This window comes from Serratia fonticola (assembly GCF_001006005.1).
GTDB lineage: Bacteria > Pseudomonadota > Gammaproteobacteria > Enterobacterales > Enterobacteriaceae > Chania > Chania fonticola.
This window is the reverse complement of record NZ_CP011254.1, coordinates 3142379-3165575: the sequence shown is the minus strand read 5'-3', so window position 1 is coordinate 3165575 and position 23197 is coordinate 3142379. Positions and strand designations below refer to the sequence as shown.

The window sequence follows — 23197 nt, the reverse complement described above, 5'->3', positions numbered from 1 at the left end:
CGAAATGCGATCGTTACGCACGGCAAAACATGAGCGGGATCAAACAATGAGTTCGATGGCCATCACTCGACGTCCTATAGCTCATTCAATCTGGCAGACATCACGGTTATTTCCGCTGTTGAAAATGGCTCAGGCTGCCATAAAGCGCCAGCAGACGGTCATATTCAGCAGGATCGTAGAAGTTGCAGGTACCACGCCCAAACTCTTTGGCCACTTCAACGGCAAATTTCACCGCCAGCGCGATATCCACCTCATGGCTGGCACCGGTGCCACAGCCCGGCACTACCGACTCAGTACAGATTGCCACACCTACTACAGGCGCTGCCGTAGCGGTTGAGGGTTGCAGGATACTGTTGAGGTGATGAACGTCATTACCATAGGGCGTAATATCCTGCATGGTGATCGGGAAGGTCACTGCCGGGCGGCCACTGGTCATTTCCATGATACGCAAAAGGTCTTCCGACACCCGCAGGATGTAGCCCTGTTTCACCGTCGGTGACAGCGCATAGCCCTTGTGGTTGATAATACGATTGCCCTTGGTGGTATCGATCGACAAAATGGCATCGGCTTGCGGCACCACTTCGTTATCATTCATCGTAACGTCATCGATGGGTGAATCCATAAAATCGACCGGATCATGTGGGCGAGTGGGTGCGTTCGGGCAAATATGCGTAGTGATCACCACGTCACCAGGCAGAACGTCACCTTTGCGCTGCATTTCTGCCAGCTTTAGCGCACTGGCGATCGCCGCAATCGCCCCGTCACCGTCTGATACCAATCCTATGCGCGTGGGCCTAGCTCCAATGCCGCCCAACCGGCCAATAATGCCCAACGTTGGCGCATCACCACCGGATTGCTTGCCTGCACTGCCAGGGATCTCGATGCGGACAAAATCCGTGGTGCCCTTCTCACCGCTGACACGATGAGTGCTGGCCTTGACCAACGGGTAATGGGTAAACAGATCGACCACGTCCTGCCCTTTGACATAGGCATTATCAATCAGCTCAAAGACCTGCAGCGTTTGTTGCAAACTCATGTTAATCCCTCGCAAATGTTGCCTGATAGGTTTATGCCTCCCGCAATTGCAGGTACGGCGTTATTTTCCCTTGCTGGAAAAAATCGAGTTGAAGAAGTTGTATAGCGCGTCACCGGCAATAAACCCGGCAGCCATGATCTCCATCGGCGCGCGGCCTTTATCCCCCCAGCGTTTGATGATCAGAATGCGCAGCGCGATACCGGCAAGCACCGCCCATCCTGCCAAGGCATTATTAATCAGCAAACCTGTCGCAAGTAGCACCCCGAGCTGGCGTTTAGGCCCCCCAATAAACTGCACTATCGCGCCTGGTATAGCCCAAATCAGCAGGCTGGACGCAATACCGGGCTGGGCTCCTGCCTCAATGGTTTTGGCGTATACCCGGGCCACCGGTGGGATCAACTCCTGCAGGAAATAGCTGGTGTAAGAGAGATAAACCACGGGAATGGCGATCACAAAAGCAATCATGGCGGCAATCAGCTGAATACGTCGCCCCAGCAACTCCTGCTGTAAATCCTTACCGTGACCCCGCAGGATAAAGCCGGCTTTCAGATCGAACCCCATATCGGCAAACGCCGGCCCGGTCGCTGCGGTAAAACCGGTGAGAATGCACAGCGCCAGAGGAGGGAAACCAAGCATGATCCCAACGATCAGCGTGATCAACGCCACCGCAAATGCCGGAAACCAGCCGGAATGCATCGCCGCAATGCCGACGATCAATTCATGTACAAAGGCAGCAAACGCGGCATAGATGACAAACAACACCAGCATGGTCAGCGACATTTCGCTGTATAACCCGCCTCCCAAAGCCAGCATCCCGGCAATCACGATATATCCGACAGCCCCCAGACCCAAGGCTTTGCGTACTTCGCTGTCAGGTTGGGTATAGGTCGATGTCGAACTTTGATTTTTGTTGCGGATCACCTGTACCACCTGGATCAATGCCACCAGCCCGGCACCGACCATCACGCCGTGCGGAATATAGTGCGCATTGATATCGACACCGGTCAGCGGCTGGCCATAAGCGCGCAGCAGCAGGCCAACACCGAACATGCTCAGCGCCCAGATATTGCCAATAAATGCGGTACCGAAGGCCGCCATGGGGATCTTCAACATGGAGCCTGCAATCCCCACAACAACGCCGACAACCAGCAACCAGGCCTGTTTACCACCACGGTCACCAGCCTTGATAGCCTCCGCCGCCGCGACTCCTGGGGGCCAGGCATTTGCCGCCGGGAACACTTTAGTGTCAAACATCCGGTACAGCAGGTAAGCATCCAGTAGCATCGCCGCCGCTACGCCGCAAAACATCGGCAGGATCAATTGCGGTTGCCCCATGACATAAGGCACGGCAATCGGCATCAGCAGGCTATTGGCCGCGCCGAAAGTAGCTGAGGAGATTACTGTTTGGGCCAGATTCTGGGTATGTGTCGAACGATAGCGTTGGAACATGCGCAGCGGGATCCGTGCCAGCAGCATGGCGATCAGCGCACCGATAATCGAAGTATTGGGCGTCACGCCCAAGGTGGTGATCAACTGTACGCCAATTATCGCCCCGACGATGGATAACAGCACCATCACCAGTAGAGTACCGATATCTTTCAATGGATTACTCGTTGTCTCTGGTTTCATAAATCCACCCTGTGAATATCCCTGCTAAATGGCAAAAATAATATTTCGGACACGGATTTCCGATAGAGTTCCATTATTCGAAACTCTACGCGGTGAAATAAATTATTTAGTGCCTGCCTTGGCCACACCACATTAATGGCAGAATAACTCCCTCTGCTATTAACTAATCAGCGACATGCCCTGGTGTTGGCGCGCTAATAAAGCCGGTTTACGGTGAGCTATTTGATCTCTTGCCAATAGTCATCACCGAGTTTTTCTGCCAGTTGTCGGGAAACCGTCATTAATGCCTCAAGCACCTGGGGAGAATAAGGCTGATCCTCGGCTTGTGAGGGGAAAGAAAGACATAATCCCACCGTCTCACTGCGGTGCTTATTCATCACCGAGGTTGCCAATGAACTGATACCCGGCAGCGTTTCGTTACGGGCCAATGACCAGCCCTGCTGCCGGATGGTTGCCAACTTTTGCAGCAACGCCTCCAGCGTTTTTGGAGAGTTTGCCGAAGCGACCTGGTAGCCAGCAGCAAACCGCTCACGCACCTGCTCATCACTTTCTCGCGCAAGTATCGCGCGCCCCACAGAGGTTTCTGCCGCTGGCGAACTGGCCCCCACCGGTGTCACCACCTGCAAAAAATGGCGGCCAGGCAGCGTACGCATCACCCAATTCTCCCGCCCCTCCAACATCGATATATAGCCGGTACAGAAGGTTAACTGATTAAGCTGCATCATCGCCGCCGTGGCACTTTCCACCAGCGGAGTGGAAAGATAATGGCTGGCCACCCCAAGCAGCAGATAGCCAATATGGTACTGACGGCTTTGCGGATCCCGCTCTAAAAGCCCCTGGCTTTCCATCGTTTGTAGCAGACGCGAAACGGTGCTTTTTGGCAACCTCAACCTTTCGACGACATCAGTAAAAGAAATCCCCCCTTGGCCATGCGTTATCTGCCGTTGAGAAAATAGTTTTAATACCGCAGCAGCATTTTCCAAGGTAGTCATGGCTCGCCTTGTTCCATTATATGGAACCCAGTTCCCAATCGATATTTAGAAACCTAAAACCCACACCACTTATCGTCAAGCAGTTTATTTTTATCACACAGCGAAATTACAGCGAATGATGCTTTAATATTGAAAATACTGCACAGATCGCAAAGTCATTTTCCGAGATGATTGGCATATGTCCGTCTTTCAGCGTCAATATCAGCATAAGATACCAATATTCACCAAGTCATCAGCGCGGCGGATGCCGCTATTAAAAGATTGCGTAAGATACCAATAGCGAGAGAAGTCTCGAACAGAATGATGAGGATGGACCCAAATGCGGGGGAAGACCGGTCATGGATAGCACAACGCAGTTGAAAAAATGAAGCCGGTTTATACCGGCAACTTGTTATGACACCGCAGGCTATTCGCCCAGGTTTTCATCCTCGTAACGCCGCTTGGCATCTAACGCTTCCCGCTCGGTTTCGTGCTCGCTGATCAGCGTATCGGGTTTGGGGTGATCGGCCCGTAGCTCATACCAACGAACCTGCTTGCCCACTTCGCCCTTGTCTACGGCCTTGATACGCGCCGTTCTCGGGTAGGGAGGTTTACTCGGCATAGTGCTCTCCTGTGTGATGACCTGCGGTTAAGTATAGACAACCCCCCTGAAATGCCAGTTATCGGCGCGACCCCAAATCCCGATCCTGGTGTTCACCGGCCAGCAGCTGCGTCAATTCAACACAGGATTGGATCTGGCTATCACGCACGGTGAAATGAGCCAACACCCTGATCTGGCTCTGGCTGCCATCACGTTTTTCAATATTCACCCAATGATGGGTGAAGACATTTTCCCCGGCGGCGGCGATGGCGAGGATCTCAAGCTGCATGCTGCAGGTGATCTGTTTAAGCAAGGCCATATGCTGGATAAACTGCGGGTAATCTAGCGTCTGGCCATCCACCGTCTGGCGATAGTGGCGGCTGAACAGCTTGGCAATCAGCTCGGGCTGGTGTTCGGGGTTGGCTACAATTTGCTGTAAAGCTGACAGGACAAGAGTTTGGTAAGTCATGCTGTTTTCTCCGGTGTGATAGCGTCCGAAGAGCATAAAGGTAATCAGTAATGGCATAATAACCGTATCAAGATATTCAATAACGCTAATCGGCCAATCTGATGAAACTGCACAGCGAACGTTTGTTGCACGCTAAAAAACACCTGACGCCTTGGCATCAGCATCAACAGGGGCAGGTTTATCTGTTGAGCCACGGGATGATGATGTTGGAAACCGCGGGGCAGCAGTGGGCGATGACCGCCGGTAACCTTGGCTGGCTTCCGCCCCACTGCCCTCATCAGGCGCTGGCCTGCGGCAAGGTGATCGGCTGGATCCTCTATTTACCTGAGGCCTGCTGCAACACACTGGCGGCAACGCCACGCCTGACCGCCGCCAACGCCTTAAGCTCGGCGCTGGTTGAACGCATTGCACAGTTTTCTGCGCCGCTCGACATGGCGCAACAACGTTTGGTGGAGGTTCTGCTTGATGAGATGCGAAGCGAGGAGGCCGAACCGCTGCAACTACCGCTGCCGCAAGATGCCCGGTTGCTGAAAATTGCCTATGGCTTATTGAACGATCCCGCCAATGATCGCCAACAAGGTGAATGGGCTGCATGGGCGGGTTTAAGCCCCCGCACCCTTAGCCGACGCTTTATGCAGGAAACCGGTATGAGTTTTTCCCGCTGGCGTCAACAAGCCAGGGTGATCCGTTCGTTGGAGGCGCTATCGGCCGGTATGCCCGTCGCTAACGTGGCCAACGAATGTGGCTATGATAACGTCAGCGCCTATATTGCCGCCTTCCGTCAGCGATTTGGCATAACGCCAGGGCTTTATTTTACTTAGCGGCATAAGGCTAAGCGGGCGCAGCATGCGGCGCCCCTACAGCACATAGCGAGTTGGTTGGGATTGGTCAGTGATATCGTGGCACAAGATGTGGCCAGAGAAAGTTACTTTACCGCCTCGCCTTGCAAGACCGCCAAGATTTGCTCGACTACCTGCTGGGGATTAGCGGTACCATCCATGACATGGTGTGCGGCCTCCTGATAGAGAGCCTCACGTACCGCCAATACTTCCATCATTTCTTCTGCAATAGGGCGGCCAGTGAGCGTTGGGCGCTGCCCCTCTTCCGGAAACTCTGCCAACCGTTGCGCCAGTACGCTGGCTGGGGCACGCAGGTAGATCACCGTGCCATGCTGACGCATAAAACGCCGGTTCTCTTCGGCCAGGATCGCCCCGCCGCCGGTGGCAACTATGGTTGACGGTTGGGTTACCGCTTGCAGGGTCTGGGTTTCGCGCTGGCGAAAACCCTGCCAACCCACCTGTGCAACCATGTCCGCTACGCTCATTTGCGTGGTTTGCTGCATAAACAGATCGGTATCGATAAACCGATAGCCCAGCGCCTGCGCCAATGCACTGCCGACCGTGGTTTTACCTGCTCCACGAGCTCCTACCATAAAAATGGCTTGTGTCATTACGGGTTGTCCCTTTTGCGGTGACTGAATGCATTAGATTGCCTGCGAAGCTGCCCGCAGGTCGATCGAGCGTTGGCGTTGTAACTTCATCATACCGCCCTGAATCTGTATTTCAATCTTTACGATAGTGTAAATTCCATAGCACAGCGGCTATTGGCAGCAAACCCGTGCTCTACCTCCTGCGCCAGAAGATGCTGTAGATACGCATCCAGCCGCGCGACAGGAAGGGTGCGAAAGCCCAGGCGCTGGTAATAAGGTGCATTCCATGCCACTTGCACGAACGTCGTTAGCGTTAACCGTTGGATGCCTTGGTGCAAGGCGAGGCCGGCAATCTCTTCGATCAGGCGCTTGCCCACGCCTTGCCGCTGCCAATCGGCCGCAACCGAAAGCTCGGCGATATGCCAGCTGTGCGAAAATGGCTGCACCGCGATAAAACCGGCGATCTGCTCAGTTGGGCTAGCCATCACCCACTCCTGCTGCTGTTCGATAAAATCGACGTGCTGCTGCGGGCTCATCACCTCGCCTTCGGCAATAAACTGTAACTCTGGCTGCTGGCGAAACAGCTGAGCGGCGGAACGTTCAACCGCGACCAACTGCGGGATATCCTGCGGTTGTGCCAAGCGTAGCTTCAGGCTCATGTCTGGCTCCTGGTTAGCGGCCGGCTATTTAAACAGATTTTGTCGCAGGCAGAAATCACCAATAGCGCCATAAAGTGCTATATGATAATTACTCTCATTTAAATATTCAATCAACAGCGAAGATACGGCTTCCTTTTCCAAGAACGACATCAGCAGATAAAAAACCAAAAGCAGTCGCCACGCTGCGGCCTTGCAGGCTAAATTGGTATCACAACACCGGGGGATAAATATGGCTCAACAGATTGTTACGCTGACAGACTACCCACACTTTGCCGACGTCTGTGCCGCTTGGGCATTCGGCCAATGGGGCTCACAACGCGGCGGTACGCTGGAGCGTACCCGCCAACGCTTTGCTTTGTGCAGCAAACCCAGCGAGGATTTCTTGACGCTACTGCTGATTGATGGCGAGCGCCCTCTGGGGATGGCCAGCCTGTGGCCAAGTGACGACCATCATCGCATGGATCTCTCCCCCTGGTTGGCCGGTGTCTTTGTACACCCGGATCATCGGCGGCAGGGTATTGCCCAGCGCCTGGAGCAGGCGATCGTCAGCGCGGCACAACAACGCAACCATCCCGTTCTGCATCTGATCACCGATCACAGCGAGGCGTTGTACGCCGGTTGGGGCTGGCAGACTATTGAACGCCGCCAGCAATATGGCGACGAAGTGGTGGTGATGGAAAAGCGGCTGTGATCGTTAATCAAATGCAACGGGGCATCATAAAATAAAAAACCAAAAGGCTGCGATAATAATCAACCAACAAAATATTGGACAGATTATTATCCGCAGCCGTCTATTATATTGGCCAACCGAATTGGCCATTCAGCTATTTATCGTGAATTAATTAACGATAAACTTCAGCCGTACCGCGCCAAGCGCTGGAATCCCCTGGATTATCCAGGCCAATGATTCGATAGTGTGTTGCGCCGTCTTCAGTCGCTTTTTGTTTCAACGCATGGATAGCGTCATCCGGTGAGCCGCTGATACCGGAAACTGACACCACGCCGATGCTCTGCATGCTGCTGGCTTGAGTGTTATCAACCTGTTTGGCGCCCATGGTTGCGGCCAGGGTGGAGAATGAAGCGGTGGCGATCAGTGCTGCTGCGATGCATGGTAATAGTTTCATGATTGACTCCGTTATTATCATTTGAACTCGTTCTCAGTGAGGTTAATTATGCGTTAACCATTGAAAACAGACGTCATCCAATGTAAAGAAGCTCAATCATTGTGAGCAAAATAAGGAGAAAGTGAGAGTGGGTATTTCCTGATAGCGCATAACTTTATTTATAGCGCAAATTTTACGCTCTATTTGAAAAAATTAATAATTATATTTAGTCAACTGAGATAACCCGGTTTATTTTAAAGCAATTTTCCTTCTCCCTGCTCCGCTCAACGGATAATTGGGCCAAACCTGGCCCAATTATCCGGCAGACATTCCTCTATCGACTTGCTACGCCCGTTCAGCGCAAGGGCTCTGGCAGAGTTAACACCCACAGTTCGCTCAAGGACTCTGGCTGTTCCAATGGCCGCAATTCAATCGTCGTGTTTACCGGTTTACCTGCCAAACTTAGCTTCCCTTGCTGATCCAGCTGATAGTCGCCAATCTTCTTCCCTTCAGGCTCGGCGTTGACCAGCTTGGCCTGCAAACCAAAATCGTTGTCGTTAATCACCGCCAGTGTGCGGTTGTCGATCAGCGCCAATCCTTCTACCTTCTCCTGCTGCCAACCCAGTTTACGCAGATCGGCCACTTCACGTTTCTGGGCCAGCTTAACCCCTCGCTTGGCCAGTTCGCTGGCATCAGCAAATTCCAGCGCTTTGCCCTGGCCGTCGAACGATGTCAGATCGCTGGCCTGGCTGAGATCAACCAGATAGATCTTGTTCATCATCTGTTTGTCTTTGTCACCGCCCTGTTCAATCAGCAGGATGTGTTGATTATCGACCGCCACGATATCGCCAATCTTGGCATCTTTGGCTTTCTGGTAACGGGTGATATCGATCGGATAACCATACATGGCCGTTTTGCCACTGGCAGGGTCAAAGCTGACCAAACGGGTAAACTGCGCCTGGTTTTTGCTCTTGCCATCGATATCCAGCGTGCTCTGCACCGCGGCCAGGATCCGCCCATCCGGCAAACGAGTTACGCCTTCAAAACCCCGGTTCGGTTGACGCCATTTAATGATGTTTGGCAGACCGCTGGCAACCGCCTGCTCCCCCGCTAACGGCGTTGGGCCATATTTCGCCAGAATTTTACCCTGGCCATCGATATGGATCAGGAAGGGGCCATATTCGTCACACAGCCAATAGCCTCCTTTGCCGTCTGGCGTGATCCCTTCGGTATCCAACCCGCGTTTGTCACTCGGCAGCGGCTTGAGCGTATCCGTCAATGCCACTTCATTCGTTGAGCCAATCAGGTTACCAGGCAGCGGCAAGCCGCTTATAGGGCCTTTATCATCGTGCAGAGGACGCGCTTGGGTGGCTATAGCCTTACCGCCACCAATACGGATTTCCATCAATAGGGGAACAAAAGCCGGGTTGGCAAAAATCTTGGCCTCCTGTTTGCCGATTGCTGGCGCATCGGCGTTCGGGCCACGATCGGTCACGGTGGTCAGCAGCAGATTCCCCCCTTCCTGGCCATTAAATACCAGCCCGGAACCAATCCCTACCGGTAGCCCATTGGGAAACTGGCTGGCAAAAGCGCCGGAATAGCTCACGCGATCGCCATCAGGAAAGCTGACGTTGTAACGAGCAACGCCAATATCGGCAGCATGGGACAACAGCGGTAATACAGAGGCCAACAACACGCCAAGCGGTTTGATTCTCATAGCATTAACTCTTTGTAAGGGGAAGTAACAGCCTGAGAGCCTAACCATCGACAGTGACACTTTCATGACAGCCGGGTCTACATTAGCGGATAACAAATAGAAATAAACAATCAGCCCTTCATTATTGAGTGATAAAAACCAATTGAAAAATAAGAATTTACCCACACTAAAAATAAAACACGGAATTAATCCTATACAAAATAAGATAATTACCCATCACCAAGATAAAAAAACAGCAAAAAATAAGATAAATTCTTAAAATACTCGCTTTCGCATAGACAAAATAAAAAGATAGGGCTTTAATACCGGCCGTCATCGAAGGTGTGCGCGAAAATTTATGCTTTAGACCACTACAATATTAAAAAGGTGCTCTATAGTTTTAGTGCTAACGCCCGTTAGTTTTTTCCCCAGCAGGATGGAGTCTATGTCAAAGCGACTTTTTGCCGAATTTTTCGGTACTTTTTGGTTGGTGTTCGGTGGTTGCGGTAGCGCAGTGCTGGCCGCAGCGTTTCCTCAATTAGGTATTGGTTTTGCTGGTGTGGCTTTAGCGTTCGGCCTTACCGTGGTAACCATGGCCTATGCTGTCGGCCATATTTCTGGTGGGCACTTTAACCCAGCGGTCACTATGGGATTATTTGCAGGCGGCCGTTTCCCTGCCAAAGATGTTATTCCCTATGTGGTTGCCCAGGTGATTGGTGGTATTGCTGCCGCCGCGGTACTTTATTTAGTTGCCAGCGGTAAAACCGGCTTTGATGCAACTGCCAGCGGTTTTGCTTCTAACGGCTACGGCGAGCATTCACCGGGTGGTTATTCTTTGCAGGCCGCCATCGTTATTGAATTGGTACTGACCGCATTCTTCCTGATCGTTATCCATGGTGCGACCGATAAACGCGCACCGGCAGGCTTTGCGCCTTTGGCTATCGGCCTGGCGTTGACGCTGATCCACCTGATCAGTATTCCTGTTACCAATACCTCAGTTAACCCGGCACGTAGTACCGCCGTGGCAATCTTCCAGGGTACCTGGGCGTTGCAACAGCTGTGGGTATTCTGGCTGGTACCGCTAATCGGCGGTGTTATCGGTGGTTTGATCTACCGTTGCCTGTTAGAAGACAAGAAGTAAGCATCGATTTTCAGGGCAGCCCGCAACGGCTGCCCTGAAATATTAACCTTTCACCGCTTCGAACATCATTATGTCACTGGTAAATGAGCCGTCGGCCTGAATCGCAAAGTGTTGGCTAACGTCTTCTGCTACCCCCTGCTGTAACGCACGGATCGCCGTGACAAAATGTTCAGGCGTACGCATCCGCGCCACCCAACTGCTGAACTCCAGATCCAAACGATCGGCCGTGACTTCCCGCACCAACAACCCAGACTCGGTCAACATGCTCAGCCACTCACCTGGTGCATAGTTGCGCACGTGCGAAGTATCCCGCAGCACTTCGACCGTTTGCAGATAAATATCCAATAACGGATGCCCCGGGGAAACCACATCCATAAAGATGGCTCGCCCGCCTGGCTTCAATACCCGTTTAACTTCACGCAGTGCCCGACCCACATCGTGCCAATGGTGTGCCGAGTAGCGGCTGATCACCACGTCAAAGCTGGCATCATCAAAGGGTAACGACTCTGCTACGCCCTGCTGCAGCTGAATATTCTCCAATCCCTTTTCCTGCGCCGCGTTGCCGACCACCGTCAGCATCTGCGCCGACAGATCGTACGCCACCACCTGCCCAACATGGGCCGCAGCGGTAAAGCTGGCGTGTCCTGCCCCACACCCCAGATCGAGCAAGCGGGCATCGGTACTGCCTGCCAACAGCTTGGCCAGGCGTTGCAGGTCTTTCCCTTGCGCGTGTACCGCACTGGTCAGGTAGGCATTGGCCTGTTCGCCAAACTGGCGGTCGACCGCATTTTTATGGCTGTTGCTGATGCTCATAGCTGCTCCCATTATTATCTGGCTTACGCCGGTGCCGAGATGGCTGGTAATGACTATAATCAAGCAGCTATACGGGTACAATATGAGCAGTTATCCTAGTATAAACAGGTACCACCCTAATGGAATCAGACGCAATATCCAGCCAGAAAGCCCTAGGTGCCTTTTTGCGTGCGCACCGCGAGCGGATCACGCCAGAAATGCTGGGCCTGCCCACCGCTACACGCCGCCGCACCAGTGGTTTGCGCCGTGAAGAACTGGCACAAATCAGTGGCATCAGTGCCACCTGGTATACCTGGATAGAACAGGGGCGCGAGGTGTCAATTTCCCCTTATACGCTGGCACGCATCGCCACGGCGTTACGGCTGGGCCATGCCGAGCGGCACTACCTGTTCACCTTGGCACATATCGCCGATCCTGAAAAAGAACAGCCGCAGGAAACGGTTAATGCCGCCGTGCTGCAAAGCGTGCATCAAATGACCGTACCCTGTTATCTGCTGGATCTCACCTGGAATATGATGGCATGGAACCCACAGGCGGAGGAGCTGTTCTGCGATTGGCTTAAGCAGGCAAAAACCCCCAACCTGCTGCACTTCATGTTTTTTCACCCTCAGGCGAAGGTGCTGGTCAGTGACTGGGAAAATCGGGCTCGACGAGTGGTGGCCGAGTTTCGTGCCGAAACCAGCCATCATCAGGGAACGGAAGAGATACGCGCCTTTGTGCGCAATATGACCCACAACAGCGAAGCTTTTCATCATTGGTGGAAGCAGCAGGACGTGATGGCCCGTGAAGGCGGTGAACGTACCTTCAGCCACCCACAGCAGGGGGAGCGGCATTTTCAGCAGGTAACGTTCTACCCGGCGGAGCACAGCGGGTTGAAGTTGGTTATGTTAATGCCGTTATGCTAGTCCGCTAAAAAATTATTGCGCCTGGCAAACGGCATCAGACCGTTTCGTCTGTGCCGATCTTGGCCAGAACCTGGCGGTAGGCTTTGACTTTCTGGCGTTTCTTCAGCCAGGTGGTGGTTGAAACGATAAAAATGGCGCCGGACATGGCCAATACGCCGGTGGGATGACCATAAAACGCCATCAGAGCAAAGTAAGCGGCTGAAACAATTGCCACCCATTTCGCCGAATTGCCGACGGCATTTTTTTCTAGACTCAACCGGCGGAGTGCTTCTTCTTCACTGATTCCCATACGCGCTCCTTGTGAAATTAACACTCCATTATATGGGGAAATACCGCTGAATTTTCAATCGGTTTCTCAGTAAAGAAGCGTAAATTTCAATACGTTGCCCGTTGAGCAAAGAGAGGGGGATGAGATTTGGGGAGACGTTTTATTGGAACAGGGCGCAGCCTGATAGCTGCGCCACACCGATTACTTGCCTGAGGTCAGCGCACTGTAGCTGGTCATCAGGTTACGATAGTCTGGAATATGGTTGGAAAACAGCGTCCCCAAGCCTTCGATATCATTACGCCAGTCACGGTGCAATTCGCAAGCCACGCCGAACCAGGTCATTAACTGCGCCCCTTCGGCTTCCATGCGGCTCCATGCGGATTGCCGCGTCAACTCGTTAAAGGTACCGGAGGCATCGGTCACCACAAAGACCTCAAAACCTTCAGCCAGTGCCGACAATGCCGGGAACGCCACGCAGACCTCCGTCACTACGCCAGCAATAATCAACTGTTTGCGGCCAGTGGCTTTAACTGCCTTAACGAAGTCTTCATTGTCCCAGGCGTTAATCTGACCAGGGCGTGCGATATAAGGCGCATCAGGGAACTGGGCCTTTAACTCGGGCACCAAAGGACCATTGGGGCCAGTTTCAAAACTGGTGGTCAGGATGGTCGGCAGATTGAAGTATTTTGCCAGGTCACCCAGAGCCAATACGTTGTTCTTGAAACGATCGGGATCGATATCGCGTACCAGTGATAGCAGCCCAGCCTGATGATCCACCAGCAGCACGGCGGCCTGGTCTTTATCGAGACGCTTGTAATTTGCTGTCATGTTACAACTCCTTCCTAAGGGTAAGTTCGGCCCGACGAATAGGGCCACGATACAGAGGTTGTCTTGCAATATGCGCCCGATACGGAGCTCGTTTTCCGTACCGGGACACAGAGGTTATTGATTGCTGCCTGCGGTAGTCAGCGGCATCGCGCCAAACTGACCGCTGTTGAAATCACGGAAAGCCTGTTGGATCTCCGCCTCGCTGTTCATCACGAAGGGGCCGTAACCGACGATAGGCTCATCGATAGGCTCACCACTCAGCACCAGCAAGCTGACGTCACCATTTGCCTCAAGGGTGATGGAGTCACCAGCGCGATCCAGCAGCACCATTTGCGTTTCCCGCACAATCTGCTCGCCGTTGACCAGAATCGCCCCATGCAGCATGACCACGGCCAGCGTATGCCCTTCCTCCACCTGCAAGGTGGTGGTATGCCCGGCGTTCAGCTTCATATCCCACACGTTGATCGGGCTGAAGGTACGCGCTGGGCCAGCATGACCGCCGTAGTTCCCGGCAATCACCCTGACCTGCCCGGCGTTATCCGCCAGAGGCACGACAGGAATATCCTGGTTGAGCAAAGTCTGGTAACCCGGCGCCGCCATTTTGTCTTTGGCTGGCAGGTTGACCCAAAGTTGCACCATTTCTATGGTGCCCCCTTTCTGCGAAAAGTCTTTGGAATGAAACTCTTCGTGCAAGATGCCCGACGCTGCCGTCATCCACTGCACATCGCCAGGGCCGATCACCCCACCGCTGCCGGTGGAATCGCGATGCTCTACTTCGCCCTGATAGACGATGGTGACCGTTTCAAACCCGCGATGGGGATGCTGCCCCACGCCACGTCGGCCACTGTGCGAACGGAATTTGGTTGGCGCAGCGTGATCCAGCAGCAGGAACGGGCTCATCTCTGCACCCAGCTCGTTATACGAGAACAGGGAATTCACCAGAAAACCGTTGCCGACCCAGTGAGCTTCCGGGCTGTTATAAACACCAAGGATCTTTTTCATCTTAAACTCCTGTTGCAGGCCTCGCGGCCTAACGTTGATGACAGAAGTTTAGTCCAAGGCGATTTGCAGCAGTAGTCGGCAAGATATACACTCAGTGTTCTATTAATAGAACGATAAGGGAACCGATGCAGATAGACCTGAACGATCTGTATTTCTTTGCCAGTGTAGTAGACCATCAGGGTTTTGCCCCCGCAGGGCGTGCACTTGGCATTCCTAAATCGAAACTCAGCCGCCGCGTGGCGCAGTTGGAAGAGCGGCTCGGCGTACGCCTGATCCAGCGTTCAACCCGGCGTTTCTCGGTGACCGATTTAGGGCAAAGCTATTATGTGCACTGCAAGGCGATGCTGGTTGAGGCCGAAGCGGCACAGCAGGCGATCGAACAGACCCGGGCGGAGCCTTGCGGCACGGTACGCATGTCTTGCCCAGTGGCGATGTTGCATACGCGTATCGGTAGCATGGTGGCCAGGTTTATGGCGGATTATCCACAGGTGACGGTGCACTTGGAGGCGACCAACCGCCGGGTCGATGTGGTAGGTGAAGGGTTGGATCTGGCGATTCGCGTCAGGCCACCACCGTTAGAAGACAGTGACCTGGTATTGAAAATCCTGGCTCAGCGCAGCTGGTGCATCGCAGCGAGCCCGGCATTGGTACGTACCATCGGCGCCATCGATTCGCCTGCTGGGTTACAGAACTACCCAACGCTCGATCTCGGCCCGGCCAGAACGCAGCATCAATGGCAACTCAGCGGCCCGGAGGGGCAGACGTTCCAGTGGGAGCATCAGCCCAGACTGGTCACCGACGATATGCTGATGCTGCGTACTGCAGCAATTGCCGGGGCCGGTATCGTTCAACTACCGACCATGATGATGCACGACGAGATCCTGCGGGGCGATCTGGTACAGCTGTTGCCCGGCTGGCATTCTCAGACCGGCGTGATCCACATAGTCTATCCCTCACGCCGTGGCATGCTGCCAGCGGTACGGCTGCTGATAGATTTTCTGGCTCAGCAGTTTGCCACCCTGGAGGAAGCGTGATCAGGCGGTGATTTCGATCGCGTTGCCGTCTGGATCGCGAATGATGGCCTCATAAAAGCCATCACCGGTCCAGCGCGGTGCCGCCTGCAAAATCCCCTCTTGCTTGGCCCGCTGTGCCAGTTCATCCACCAACGCCTCGCTACCGAGCGACAACGCAATATGGGCCCAACCCACGCGTTCCTCACTTTTCCCCCCTGGCAACAGGCCAGGAACGCACATGATCTCCAGCGCGGGGCCATCCGCCAGTTGAACAAAGCGCGAGATAAAGCCTGGGCGATTCTTGCTCACATACTCCTCCCCCGCTACGCCATTGAAATAGCGCTGCCAGAAGCCGACCTGAGCCTCAATATCCTGTGTCCATAGGGCAACATGGGCGATTTTCATCCTCACTCTCCATCATCTGCGGGAATATACAGCACGTTGCCACCGCTGAGAGTGACCTGCTGTTCGAGTTGCGTATGGCCGCCACGGGCAATCACCAGATAATCGACCTGGCTGGCGGGCATTAGCGTATAAGGCGCGTAGGTATTGAACTTGTCACGGGTACACAGCACCGCGACGTTGCCAGCACGTGCCAGCATCTGCTTCTTGAACTGCGCCTCCTGATAGCGCAGTGCGGTAAAGCCACTGTCGGGATCGTAAGCACAGACGCCGGTGAAGGCGATGTCGAAACGAAACGAGGCAATCTCGGCCAATGCCTTGGCATCGACGCTGCCGCCAATTTCTGCATCCACCTCACCGCCAATCATAATGGTGCGGATCCCGGGGCGTTCCAGCAAGCGACTGGCCACGCTTAGCGCATTGGTCACCACGGTGAGTTGCCGATCGCGGGGCAGCAGATCGGCCAGGTAAAGATAGGTGCTACCCGCATCGAGAAAGATCACCTGCCCGCTCTGGATCAGAGCCAAGGCTGCCTGGGCCAGCCGATGTTTTTCATCGCCACTAATCTCAACCCGCTCGGCCAAATAGCCACCGGCAGGCGTGAGCGCCAACGCACCACCATAGATCCGTTTGCACAGGTTTTGCGCCGCGAGTTGGCGCAGATCGCGGCGGATGGTGGCCTCGGTGGTATGCAGTTGCGCCGCCATTTCGATCGCCAGCACTCGCCCCTGCTGTTGCAAGGTGACAAGGATGGCCTGGTGGCGTTCATTAGGCAGCAGTTTTGACATTCTGAAGGTCCGGATAAGTGACAATGAACAACAATGTACACAAACGTATAAAACCGTACAAACACTTTGTCTAAAAAGAAGACGGCTAACAACCCCACCCGCTCAAAACGTAGGTGTTGTAAAACGGGCGCAGCATGCAGCGCCCCTACGTTTTGAGCCCAATCGTTGGTGTTACAGATCGCCTCTATACCCAACCACAGCGCCGTACCGACCCCCTCTCCTTTTTGGGGAGAGGGTTGGGGTGAGGGGAACAGCGGGCACCAGCTAACCATTGATTATTCAAGCGGCACCCCGACGACAATGTCATCAATCTGAGAAAAAGCGCTTTTGGCGATTTTCGCCGTCAGGATGTTGGCTATACTGGAAAAAGTTACGTTAACGCAGACGTAACGCTCTGATTAAACACCTATTGAAAGGCAAATTGCGGCTTGAAAGGCAGGCGGCCATAAAGGAAAAACAATGCTATTGAGAGTTGCAAGCTGGCTGTTTCAACTGCCGGGCAGACTATTGGCACCGATCTTCCGCAATCGACTGACCCTGTTAATCTTCTTTATGCTGCTTGCAGCCGGGGTTTTGCTGGCTAAACGCCACTTGAGTGAAGGAGTACAGGAGGAGAGTTTTACCCTTGCCGCACCACAGAATTACGTGATCCAGCGGGAAGCCCCGTTACGAGAGTCTCGCCAACACTGCGTTGGGCCGCTGTCCGACAATCAGGGCAGCCCGTGGCCCGCTTCGGCAGGTTATCTGCATGAGCCAGATTGGCAAGCAGGCAGCAAATTGCAGACGTTGGCGCTGGATAATCAGCACAATGAATTTGCCGTGTTGGTCAAACTAGAGAACACCAGCAAGCAACTGCTGGCCGAGGTGTTCCTCCCCGCCGCCAGCAGCTTCAATATCAAGCTGGAGCCCAACGGCCGCTATGTGATGAAGGTGAAAAACATCCACAGCGGTTGTAGCTTCCGTACGGCCCTCTCGTTGGCAGATCGGCCCGATGGCAGGCTGCCATTAACCTTTTCAGAGGAAGGGCCAGATCAATATCATCCAATCAGTGATAGAGATTTCTAGCGCCGTCCTAGCGGGTTATTTTTTCACTGGGTGGTCGCGGCGGAACAGCTCCCAACTTTCAATCTCTTGCCCATCAGGCAAGGTGCAGGTGGAATACTGCCCCTGAGCATTCTGCTTGGGGTTAAGCTTGCCGCCAATCTGGCTGCAATACACATCTGCCGGATTTGCCATGCCAATCACCTTTGGCGGCGCAGGCGCATCATCATTGGTTTTCACCGTACACCCCTGTAACAAAGCCACACTAGCGAAAAGAGAAAGTATCAGCATCTTGTTCATTGAGATTATCTTCACCGTGAGTTGAGTAGGAGCATCGCTGCCCCAAAGGGATCAGGAAATAAAGGACATGCCCTGTTTCAGCACCAGATCGCAGGCTTTCTGCTTCACCTTCTCGGTGATTTGCGAGGTGCCAAGGCTATTGAGATCCAGCGTGTTGCCCTTGCCGGTATTCAACAGGCCACCCAGACCTTGCTGATAATCTTCACTGTTGGCATTGGCCGTGCTGGTGATACCCAGTTTATTCAACAGTTGGTCTTTCACCGCTTCGGTGCCGTTCGCCGACAGGACGTTATTCTGCACGCAGTACTGCAAGATCCCTGCGGCGTTGGTCATGCTGGAAGAGCTCAATGCTTTATCACCGCCGTTGAGTAATCCGCTAAGCGAAGACAGCGACATGCCGCCGTTGCTGGTGCTGCCACCCGATTTGCTCAGTTCTGTGGCGGCACTGCTGAGGGAGTCCATCAACCCGGCGGCCTGGGCACTGCCCGTAGCCATTACCGTGGTCAAGCTCAGGGCCAACAATAAGCGATGTTTGGTATTCATAACGGCAAGACTCCTGTTTAACTGCAAAATGACGGCGCAATTAACACCACGCTTAGCTCGGACGCCGTGCCAACCGACAAGTTCCGTTTATTCGGGCTACCGCGCATTTTTCAGAATTTCGGCAAGTCATCAGAACTGCCAGCGTAACCAGCCGAAGAACACGTTACCGTTGTTGTAGGTACCCGGAATATAGGTGGCCTGGAAAGTCAGTTGCTTATAACCAATTGACGCCAACGGTAGCGGCGCGGGGATCGGGATATATTTCCAGTTGTCACGAGCGGTCACGCTGGCGGTAAACCCAAGCCCCAGACGGAAATCCTCCCCTTCAATCGGCCGCCAGATCTTCTCATAGGCATAACCACCGATCGGCTCCCACTTGTTGTAAGAGTCCTTGAACGCCATCAGGTAGATCGCGTGCCAATCACCATCGGCATCAAACCGTGAGATGCCATAGCCAGCCCCCCAAGGACGCTCGTTGTACTCGTCGGTCTTTTCCTTGTCGTAGGTCCAGCGGTTGTGCCAGGTGATCGCCGGGAGATAGAGCTCCTTATTAGGCGAGTTGTTCCAGGTTTCCGCCACGTTGCCGGTAAAACGCCCCCACCAACCTGGCTCTTCAGCGTGCGCGACATTGCTATTTTCCGCACTAACTTCGGCGTAGGAAGGCAGTGCAGGAAATATCAACGCCAACCCCCCGGCTAACAAGATCCTTTTAACCACCATTTCACAACTCCTGTAAAAATAAAGCCGGGGATTCTTACCGATCGTCCTATCCTGAGCAAGCCGTATCTCACTGGCCCGATGCTTTTATCGCCCCTCGTTGAGAGACGGTTAAGTTTGGTGCTCATTGGCGTACGCGCCCAAGTTATGCGCCTGTACACGCGTTGTCTGTCAGAAAACTCCGGTTATCCTGCTTGCACCTCAACGACTTATGGAGGAACCTTAGGTTTTATTTGCCGAGGGATAGGTATGGTTATTGGTCCATTTATTAATGGTGCAGCAATATTGGCCGGGGGTATTGCAGGGGCAATGTTGGGTCATAGGCTGCCGGAGCGGGTGCGCCTGGCATTGCCAATGACCTTTGGTATTACCTCGATGGGGATGGGCGTAGTGCTGATCGGCAAGGTAGCACATATGCCGGTGATGGTATTGGCACTGGTGCTGGGAGCACTGCTTGGCGAGCTTTGCTACATTGAACGAGGCATCAGCCGCATCGGAGGCTGGGCCCGTAATCTGATGGCTCCCAAAGGCGCTGTGAGAGAGGACCAGAAAGAGTTTCTGGAGGCATATGTCGCCATTATCGTGCTGTTCTGCGCCAGCGGCACCGGCATCTTTGGCTCGATGCACGAAGGAATGACCGGGGATGCCAGCGTGCTGATCGCCAAATCTTTCCTCGATCTGTTCACCGCGCTGATTTTTGCTTCCACGCTTGGCCTGGCCGTGGCGCTGATCGCCGTCCCGCAGTTGGTCATCCAGTTAGCGCTGGCGTTTGGCGCCGTGTTCATTTTGCCGCTGACCACACCGGCGATGCAGGCCGATTTCTCTGCCGTTGGCGGGTTAATGATGTTGGCCACCGGCTTGCGCATTTGTGGTATCAAGCTGTTCCCGGTAGCCAATATGCTGCCAGCCTTGGTGTTGGCGATGCCGATTTCGGCGGCCTGGATTATGTTCTTCTGAGCGCCACTCTCCCACTTTAAATTTCTTCCTCCTGGCGTAGCGAAAAATTGACGCCCAGCCAGGAGAGAAGTGAAGATGGCGGAAAGTACCCGTCTGGCTTTTCGCTTCTGCCCTTGCCGCAATTTCCAGCGGCAATCAATGCAAGAAAAGTACCGCCCCTTGCGAAAACCGCTGCTGCTACCCCTTTTGGGTCGTAAACTCCTTGATACGATAGGCAATCCTCCCCCCAAACCCGCTCAGCTTGAACAAGCCGCCACTTTCACCAACTGTTAATGCTGACGCCCTACAAGCGACTCGCATTTTCAACGATTAACCACGCGACATCGCCAGCCGTTCCCTGCTGCGCGCGGTTAAATAACAATAAATTGACGTGAATGTGGAGCAATCAATGAGGATCACCATAGGTTCATTCATCCTGCAACAGCTGCGCGCCCTGAAAGTGGATCGCATCTACGGCGTGCCCGGCGATTACAACCTGGCGCTACTGGAAACCATCGAGCATGACCAAGAGTGCGAATTCATTGGCAACTGTAACGAGCTGAACGCCGCTTACGCCGCCGACGGCTATGCCCGCCTCAAAGGCGCTGGGGCGTTGATCACCACCTATGGCGTGGGCGATCTGGCAGCCCTTTCCGGCATTGCCGGAGCCTATGCGGAATCGGCCCCGGTGATTTGCATTGCGGGTACGCCACCGCTGCACGCCATGCAGGGCAATGCGCTGCTGCACCACTCCCTGGCAGACGGCAATTTTGATAACGTGATGAACTGTTTCCGGCAGTTCACCGTGGCGCAGGCGCTCATCACCCCGGAAAATGCCGCAACGGAGATCCCGCGGGTCATCGCCTGCGCCTGGCAACGTAAGAAACCGGTTTATCTGCAGCTCCCCTCAGACATTTGTGAAGTGGAAATTGAGGTTGCCGATAATCCTGCCCCGTATCGCTTACCGAGCAGCGATGCCAGCCATCTTCAGCTTGCCAGCGCAGCCCTGCTCGAACGGATTAACCGTGCTAAACGGCCAATCATCCTGATCGATCAGATGGTCGAACGATATCAACTTCAAACGCAGGTGTTAGCGCTGGCGGATAAATTCGCCATCCCGTTGACCAATATGCCCACGGCAAAATGTGCGATCTCAGAGAACACGCCGGGCTGGCAAAGCGGCTACAACGGCGATCTGTCTCGCCCCGAGTTGTTTGAGCTGATGGCCCAATCAGATTGCATCCTCAGCTTTGGCGTACGCCTGGTGGATTCCACCACCGGCTATTTCAGCCAGCAGATCCCAGAGCAGTCGGTGGTGGATATTCAGCCTTTTTCGCTGAAGCTGGATAACGTTTCCTACCCTGCGGTAACGGCAAGCGAGCTGCTGCAAGCTCTACTGGAGAAAGCTCCTGCCACCAGCCAGCCGCCGCTGAAGCCACTATCCGGACCGCAGCAAAAACTGGCGCAGCCAAGCAGCGAACCGCTCGATCAGGACTATTTCTGGCAGCGGATACGGCGCTTTATTCAGGCGGATGACGTGCTGGTCGTTGAAAATGGCACCTCTGGTGCAGCGATCGGCGGCATGCGAATGCCAAACGGCGTTACCGTGGTCAACCAACCGATTTGGGGGTCGATCGGCTATACCTTACCGGCATTGCTCGGCACGATGATGGCCGCCCCCCAACGGCGGCAGTTGCTGTTTATTGGTGATGGCTCCTTCCAGCTCACCGCCCAGGAGCTCTCAACGCTGTTACGCCATGAGCAAAAGCCGATCGTCTTTCTGATCAATAACGACGGTTACACCATTGAGCGCTATATCCTTGGCGAAACGTCGTCTTATAACGATATCGGCTCGTGGGATTACGCCAAACTCCCGGCGGTGCTAAGCCCGCAGACTCAGGCGTTTTGCGTCGCGGTAGCAACCAGCCAACAGCTGGAGATGGCACTGGAGCAGGCTTCGCGTCAGGACCAGTTGGCGTTTATCGAGGTGAAATTGCCGATGATGGATTCCCCACCGGCGATGAAAGAGTTCTGCCGCCGCTGCAACAGCTTTAACTTTGGGCTGCACAATCCAAGGCGCATTGCCTGATAAAACCAGGGCCTGGCGCAGGGATACCGCCAGGCCAAACTGAACGGGTATACTGTGCTCCTCTCAACGGCTAGGCAAAAGGCCACTAAAGATGTATTTTATATACATTAAATATAGAGGAACACCATGATGGATCAGCAGACCACCCAGCCAGATAACTACTACACCCAAAAATACTCCCTGACGGCCACCCATTCCGAAGTCCTTGAGGCAGCCAAACTGATCGCGCCCGGCAAGACGCTGGATCTGGGCTGCGGCAGCGGCCGCAATTCGCTGTATCTCAACCTGAAAGGTTTTGATGTCACCGCCTGGGACAAAAACGCTGCGTCGATCGCCGCGATAAACCAGATCATAGCCACCGAGCAGCTTTCACACATCAGTGCCAGCGAGCAGGATCTCAATACTCATCGCTTTAGCGGCCAGTACGACTTTATCCTGTCTACCGTGGTGTTTATGTTCCTGGATCGCCTGCAGATCCCAAACATTGTGCGCAATATGCAAGACAGCACGGTTAAAGGTGGCTACAACCTGATCGTCGCGGCCATGGATACGCCAGATTACCCCTGCACGGTGCCCTTCTCATTCACCTTCAAACCGGATGAGTTAGCAGACTATTATCAGGATTGGGACATCATCAAATATAACGAGAACCCCGGCGAGCTGCACCGCGTAGATGCCGAGGGCAACCGCATCAAACTGCGTTTCGCCACCTTGCTGGCGCGTAAATAGCCAGCAAGTGTCACGCAGTACAAACCGATTGTCAGGCAGATGAAAACCACGTTGGGCATAACGCTATAGACTGTTAAGGGTAACGATCC

General features: G+C 54.0%; 28 protein-coding genes. 10 read left to right on the top strand and 18 right to left on the bottom strand.

The window, feature by feature from the left end; translation table 11 throughout:
- Positions 1-106: 106 nt before the first annotated feature.
- The 5 genes from WN53_RS14025 to WN53_RS14005 all read right to left on the bottom strand — a co-directional run bounded on the left by WN53_RS14025 (position 107) and on the right by WN53_RS14005 (position 4706).
- The gene (locus tag WN53_RS14025) at positions 107-1036 is read right to left on the bottom strand and encodes a DUF1177 domain-containing protein (protein ID WP_024483903.1); all 930 of its coding nucleotides are present in this window, start codon (positions 1034-1036) and stop codon (positions 107-109) included.
- Between the two features lie 60 nt (positions 1037-1096).
- Positions 1097-2665, bottom strand: a complete 1569-nt coding sequence (locus tag WN53_RS14020) for an OPT/YSL family transporter (RefSeq protein ID WP_024483902.1) — start codon at positions 2663-2665, stop codon at positions 1097-1099.
- Positions 2666-2883: 218 nt separating this feature from the next.
- A complete protein-coding gene (locus WN53_RS14015; RefSeq protein WP_024483901.1) occupies positions 2884-3657 on the bottom strand; it encodes an IclR family transcriptional regulator in 774 nt (257 codons plus the stop codon).
- A 406-nt stretch (positions 3658-4063) separates the two neighbouring features.
- Positions 4064-4258, bottom strand: a complete 195-nt coding sequence (locus tag WN53_RS14010; RefSeq protein WP_024483900.1) for a YaiA family protein — start codon at positions 4256-4258, stop codon at positions 4064-4066.
- Between the two features lie 58 nt (positions 4259-4316).
- On the bottom strand, positions 4317-4706 hold the full coding sequence (locus WN53_RS14005; protein ID WP_024483899.1) for a nuclear transport factor 2 family protein: 390 nt from the start codon (positions 4704-4706) through the stop codon (positions 4317-4319).
- Positions 4707-4804: 98 nt separating this feature from the next.
- Between WN53_RS14005 and WN53_RS14000 the strand changes: the two genes are divergently transcribed.
- Positions 4805-5527, top strand: coding sequence for an AraC family transcriptional regulator (locus WN53_RS14000; RefSeq protein ID WP_024483898.1), 723 nt, complete (start codon positions 4805-4807; stop codon positions 5525-5527).
- A 104-nt stretch (positions 5528-5631) separates the two neighbouring features.
- On the opposite strand, the gene aroL is transcribed toward WN53_RS14000, so the two are convergent.
- Both aroL and WN53_RS13990 read right to left on the bottom strand, forming a co-directional pair.
- Positions 5632-6156 carry a shikimate kinase AroL gene (gene aroL, locus WN53_RS13995; protein ID WP_024483897.1) on the bottom strand — a complete coding sequence of 175 codons (525 nt, stop codon included), beginning with the start codon at positions 6154-6156 and terminating at the stop codon, positions 5632-5634.
- Positions 6157-6275: 119 nt separating this feature from the next.
- Positions 6276-6794 carry a GNAT family N-acetyltransferase gene (locus WN53_RS13990; RefSeq protein ID WP_024483896.1) on the bottom strand — a complete coding sequence of 173 codons (519 nt, stop codon included), beginning with the start codon at positions 6792-6794 and terminating at the stop codon, positions 6276-6278.
- A 229-nt stretch (positions 6795-7023) separates the two neighbouring features.
- Between WN53_RS13990 and WN53_RS13985 the strand changes: the two genes are divergently transcribed.
- The gene (locus tag WN53_RS13985; RefSeq protein ID WP_024483895.1) at positions 7024-7485 is read left to right on the top strand and encodes a GNAT family N-acetyltransferase; all 462 of its coding nucleotides are present in this window, start codon (positions 7024-7026) and stop codon (positions 7483-7485) included.
- 151 nt (positions 7486-7636) lie between these two features.
- On the opposite strand, the gene WN53_RS13980 is transcribed toward WN53_RS13985, so the two are convergent.
- The gene (locus tag WN53_RS13980) at positions 7637-7918 is read right to left on the bottom strand and encodes a YdgH/BhsA/McbA family protein (RefSeq protein ID WP_024483894.1); all 282 of its coding nucleotides are present in this window, start codon (positions 7916-7918) and stop codon (positions 7637-7639) included.
- 334 nt (positions 7919-8252) lie between these two features.
- The gene (locus tag WN53_RS13975) at positions 8253-9614 is read right to left on the bottom strand and encodes an esterase-like activity of phytase family protein (RefSeq protein ID WP_024483893.1); all 1362 of its coding nucleotides are present in this window, start codon (positions 9612-9614) and stop codon (positions 8253-8255) included.
- A gap of 424 nt (positions 9615-10038) precedes the next feature.
- Between WN53_RS13975 and aqpZ the strand changes: the two genes are divergently transcribed.
- Positions 10039-10734, top strand: coding sequence for an aquaporin Z (gene aqpZ, locus WN53_RS13970; protein ID WP_024483892.1), 696 nt, complete (start codon positions 10039-10041; stop codon positions 10732-10734).
- Positions 10735-10776: 42 nt separating this feature from the next.
- On the opposite strand, the gene WN53_RS13965 is transcribed toward aqpZ, so the two are convergent.
- Positions 10777-11547 (bottom strand): class I SAM-dependent methyltransferase, encoded by a 771-nt coding sequence (locus tag WN53_RS13965; RefSeq protein WP_024483891.1) that lies wholly within the window; start codon positions 11545-11547, stop codon positions 10777-10779.
- A 119-nt stretch (positions 11548-11666) separates the two neighbouring features.
- Here WN53_RS13965 and WN53_RS13960 point away from each other — a divergent pair, with 119 nt between their 5' ends.
- The gene (locus WN53_RS13960) at positions 11667-12452 is read left to right on the top strand and encodes a helix-turn-helix transcriptional regulator (protein ID WP_024483890.1); all 786 of its coding nucleotides are present in this window, start codon (positions 11667-11669) and stop codon (positions 12450-12452) included.
- A 34-nt stretch (positions 12453-12486) separates the two neighbouring features.
- Here the strand turns inward: WN53_RS13960 and WN53_RS13955 are convergent, their stop codons facing one another.
- The 3 genes from WN53_RS13955 to WN53_RS13945 all read right to left on the bottom strand — a co-directional run bounded on the left by WN53_RS13955 (position 12487) and on the right by WN53_RS13945 (position 14550).
- Positions 12487-12741 carry a hypothetical protein gene (locus tag WN53_RS13955; protein ID WP_024483889.1) on the bottom strand — a complete coding sequence of 85 codons (255 nt, stop codon included), beginning with the start codon at positions 12739-12741 and terminating at the stop codon, positions 12487-12489.
- Positions 12742-12921: 180 nt separating this feature from the next.
- A complete protein-coding gene (ycaC, locus tag WN53_RS13950; protein ID WP_024483888.1) occupies positions 12922-13548 on the bottom strand; it encodes an isochorismate family cysteine hydrolase YcaC in 627 nt (208 codons plus the stop codon).
- Positions 13549-13662: 114 nt separating this feature from the next.
- Positions 13663-14550 carry a pirin family protein gene (locus WN53_RS13945; protein WP_024483887.1) on the bottom strand — a complete coding sequence of 296 codons (888 nt, stop codon included), beginning with the start codon at positions 14548-14550 and terminating at the stop codon, positions 13663-13665.
- Positions 14551-14675: 125 nt separating this feature from the next.
- On the opposite strand from WN53_RS13945, the gene WN53_RS13940 reads away from it, so the two are divergent.
- Complete coding sequence (locus WN53_RS13940; protein ID WP_024483886.1) at positions 14676-15584, top strand: LysR family transcriptional regulator; 909 nt, start codon at positions 14676-14678, stop codon at positions 15582-15584.
- Here the strand turns inward: WN53_RS13940 and WN53_RS13935 are convergent, their stop codons facing one another.
- Both WN53_RS13935 and WN53_RS13930 read right to left on the bottom strand, forming a co-directional pair.
- Positions 15585-15968 (bottom strand): VOC family protein, encoded by a 384-nt coding sequence (locus WN53_RS13935; protein WP_024483885.1) that lies wholly within the window; start codon positions 15966-15968, stop codon positions 15585-15587.
- 2 nt (positions 15969-15970) lie between these two features.
- The gene (locus tag WN53_RS13930) at positions 15971-16753 is read right to left on the bottom strand and encodes a DeoR/GlpR family DNA-binding transcription regulator (RefSeq protein ID WP_024483884.1); all 783 of its coding nucleotides are present in this window, start codon (positions 16751-16753) and stop codon (positions 15971-15973) included.
- 459 nt (positions 16754-17212) lie between these two features.
- Between WN53_RS13930 and WN53_RS13925 the strand changes: the two genes are divergently transcribed.
- Positions 17213-17818 carry a hypothetical protein gene (locus WN53_RS13925; protein WP_024483883.1) on the top strand — a complete coding sequence of 202 codons (606 nt, stop codon included), beginning with the start codon at positions 17213-17215 and terminating at the stop codon, positions 17816-17818.
- A 15-nt stretch (positions 17819-17833) separates the two neighbouring features.
- On the opposite strand, the gene WN53_RS13920 is transcribed toward WN53_RS13925, so the two are convergent.
- The 3 genes from WN53_RS13920 to pagP form a co-directional block, all read right to left on the bottom strand.
- Positions 17834-18094 carry a putative hemolysin gene (locus WN53_RS13920; protein WP_024483882.1) on the bottom strand — a complete coding sequence of 87 codons (261 nt, stop codon included), beginning with the start codon at positions 18092-18094 and terminating at the stop codon, positions 17834-17836.
- A 51-nt stretch (positions 18095-18145) separates the two neighbouring features.
- Positions 18146-18637 (bottom strand): YjjA family protein, encoded by a 492-nt coding sequence (locus WN53_RS13915; RefSeq protein WP_024483881.1) that lies wholly within the window; start codon positions 18635-18637, stop codon positions 18146-18148.
- 129 nt (positions 18638-18766) lie between these two features.
- Positions 18767-19357 carry a lipid IV(A) palmitoyltransferase PagP gene (gene pagP / locus WN53_RS13910; protein WP_024483880.1) on the bottom strand — a complete coding sequence of 197 codons (591 nt, stop codon included), beginning with the start codon at positions 19355-19357 and terminating at the stop codon, positions 18767-18769.
- Between the two features lie 246 nt (positions 19358-19603).
- On the opposite strand from pagP, the gene WN53_RS13905 reads away from it, so the two are divergent.
- The 4 genes from WN53_RS13905 (at position 19604) to tehB (ending at position 23108) form a co-directional block, all read left to right on the top strand.
- Positions 19604-20311 carry a DUF554 domain-containing protein gene (locus WN53_RS13905; RefSeq protein ID WP_024483879.1) on the top strand — a complete coding sequence of 236 codons (708 nt, stop codon included), beginning with the start codon at positions 19604-19606 and terminating at the stop codon, positions 20309-20311.
- A gap of 75 nt (positions 20312-20386) precedes the next feature.
- Complete coding sequence (locus tag WN53_RS28675) at positions 20387-20584, top strand: hypothetical protein (RefSeq protein WP_152526581.1); 198 nt, start codon at positions 20387-20389, stop codon at positions 20582-20584.
- 115 nt (positions 20585-20699) lie between these two features.
- On the top strand, positions 20700-22379 hold the full coding sequence (locus WN53_RS13900; protein WP_024483878.1) for an alpha-keto acid decarboxylase family protein: 1680 nt from the start codon (positions 20700-20702) through the stop codon (positions 22377-22379).
- A 129-nt stretch (positions 22380-22508) separates the two neighbouring features.
- Positions 22509-23108: a tellurite resistance methyltransferase TehB gene (gene tehB, locus WN53_RS13895; protein ID WP_024483877.1), complete on the top strand. Its 600-nt coding sequence runs from the start codon at positions 22509-22511 to the stop codon at positions 23106-23108.
- Positions 23109-23197 lie beyond the last annotated feature (89 nt).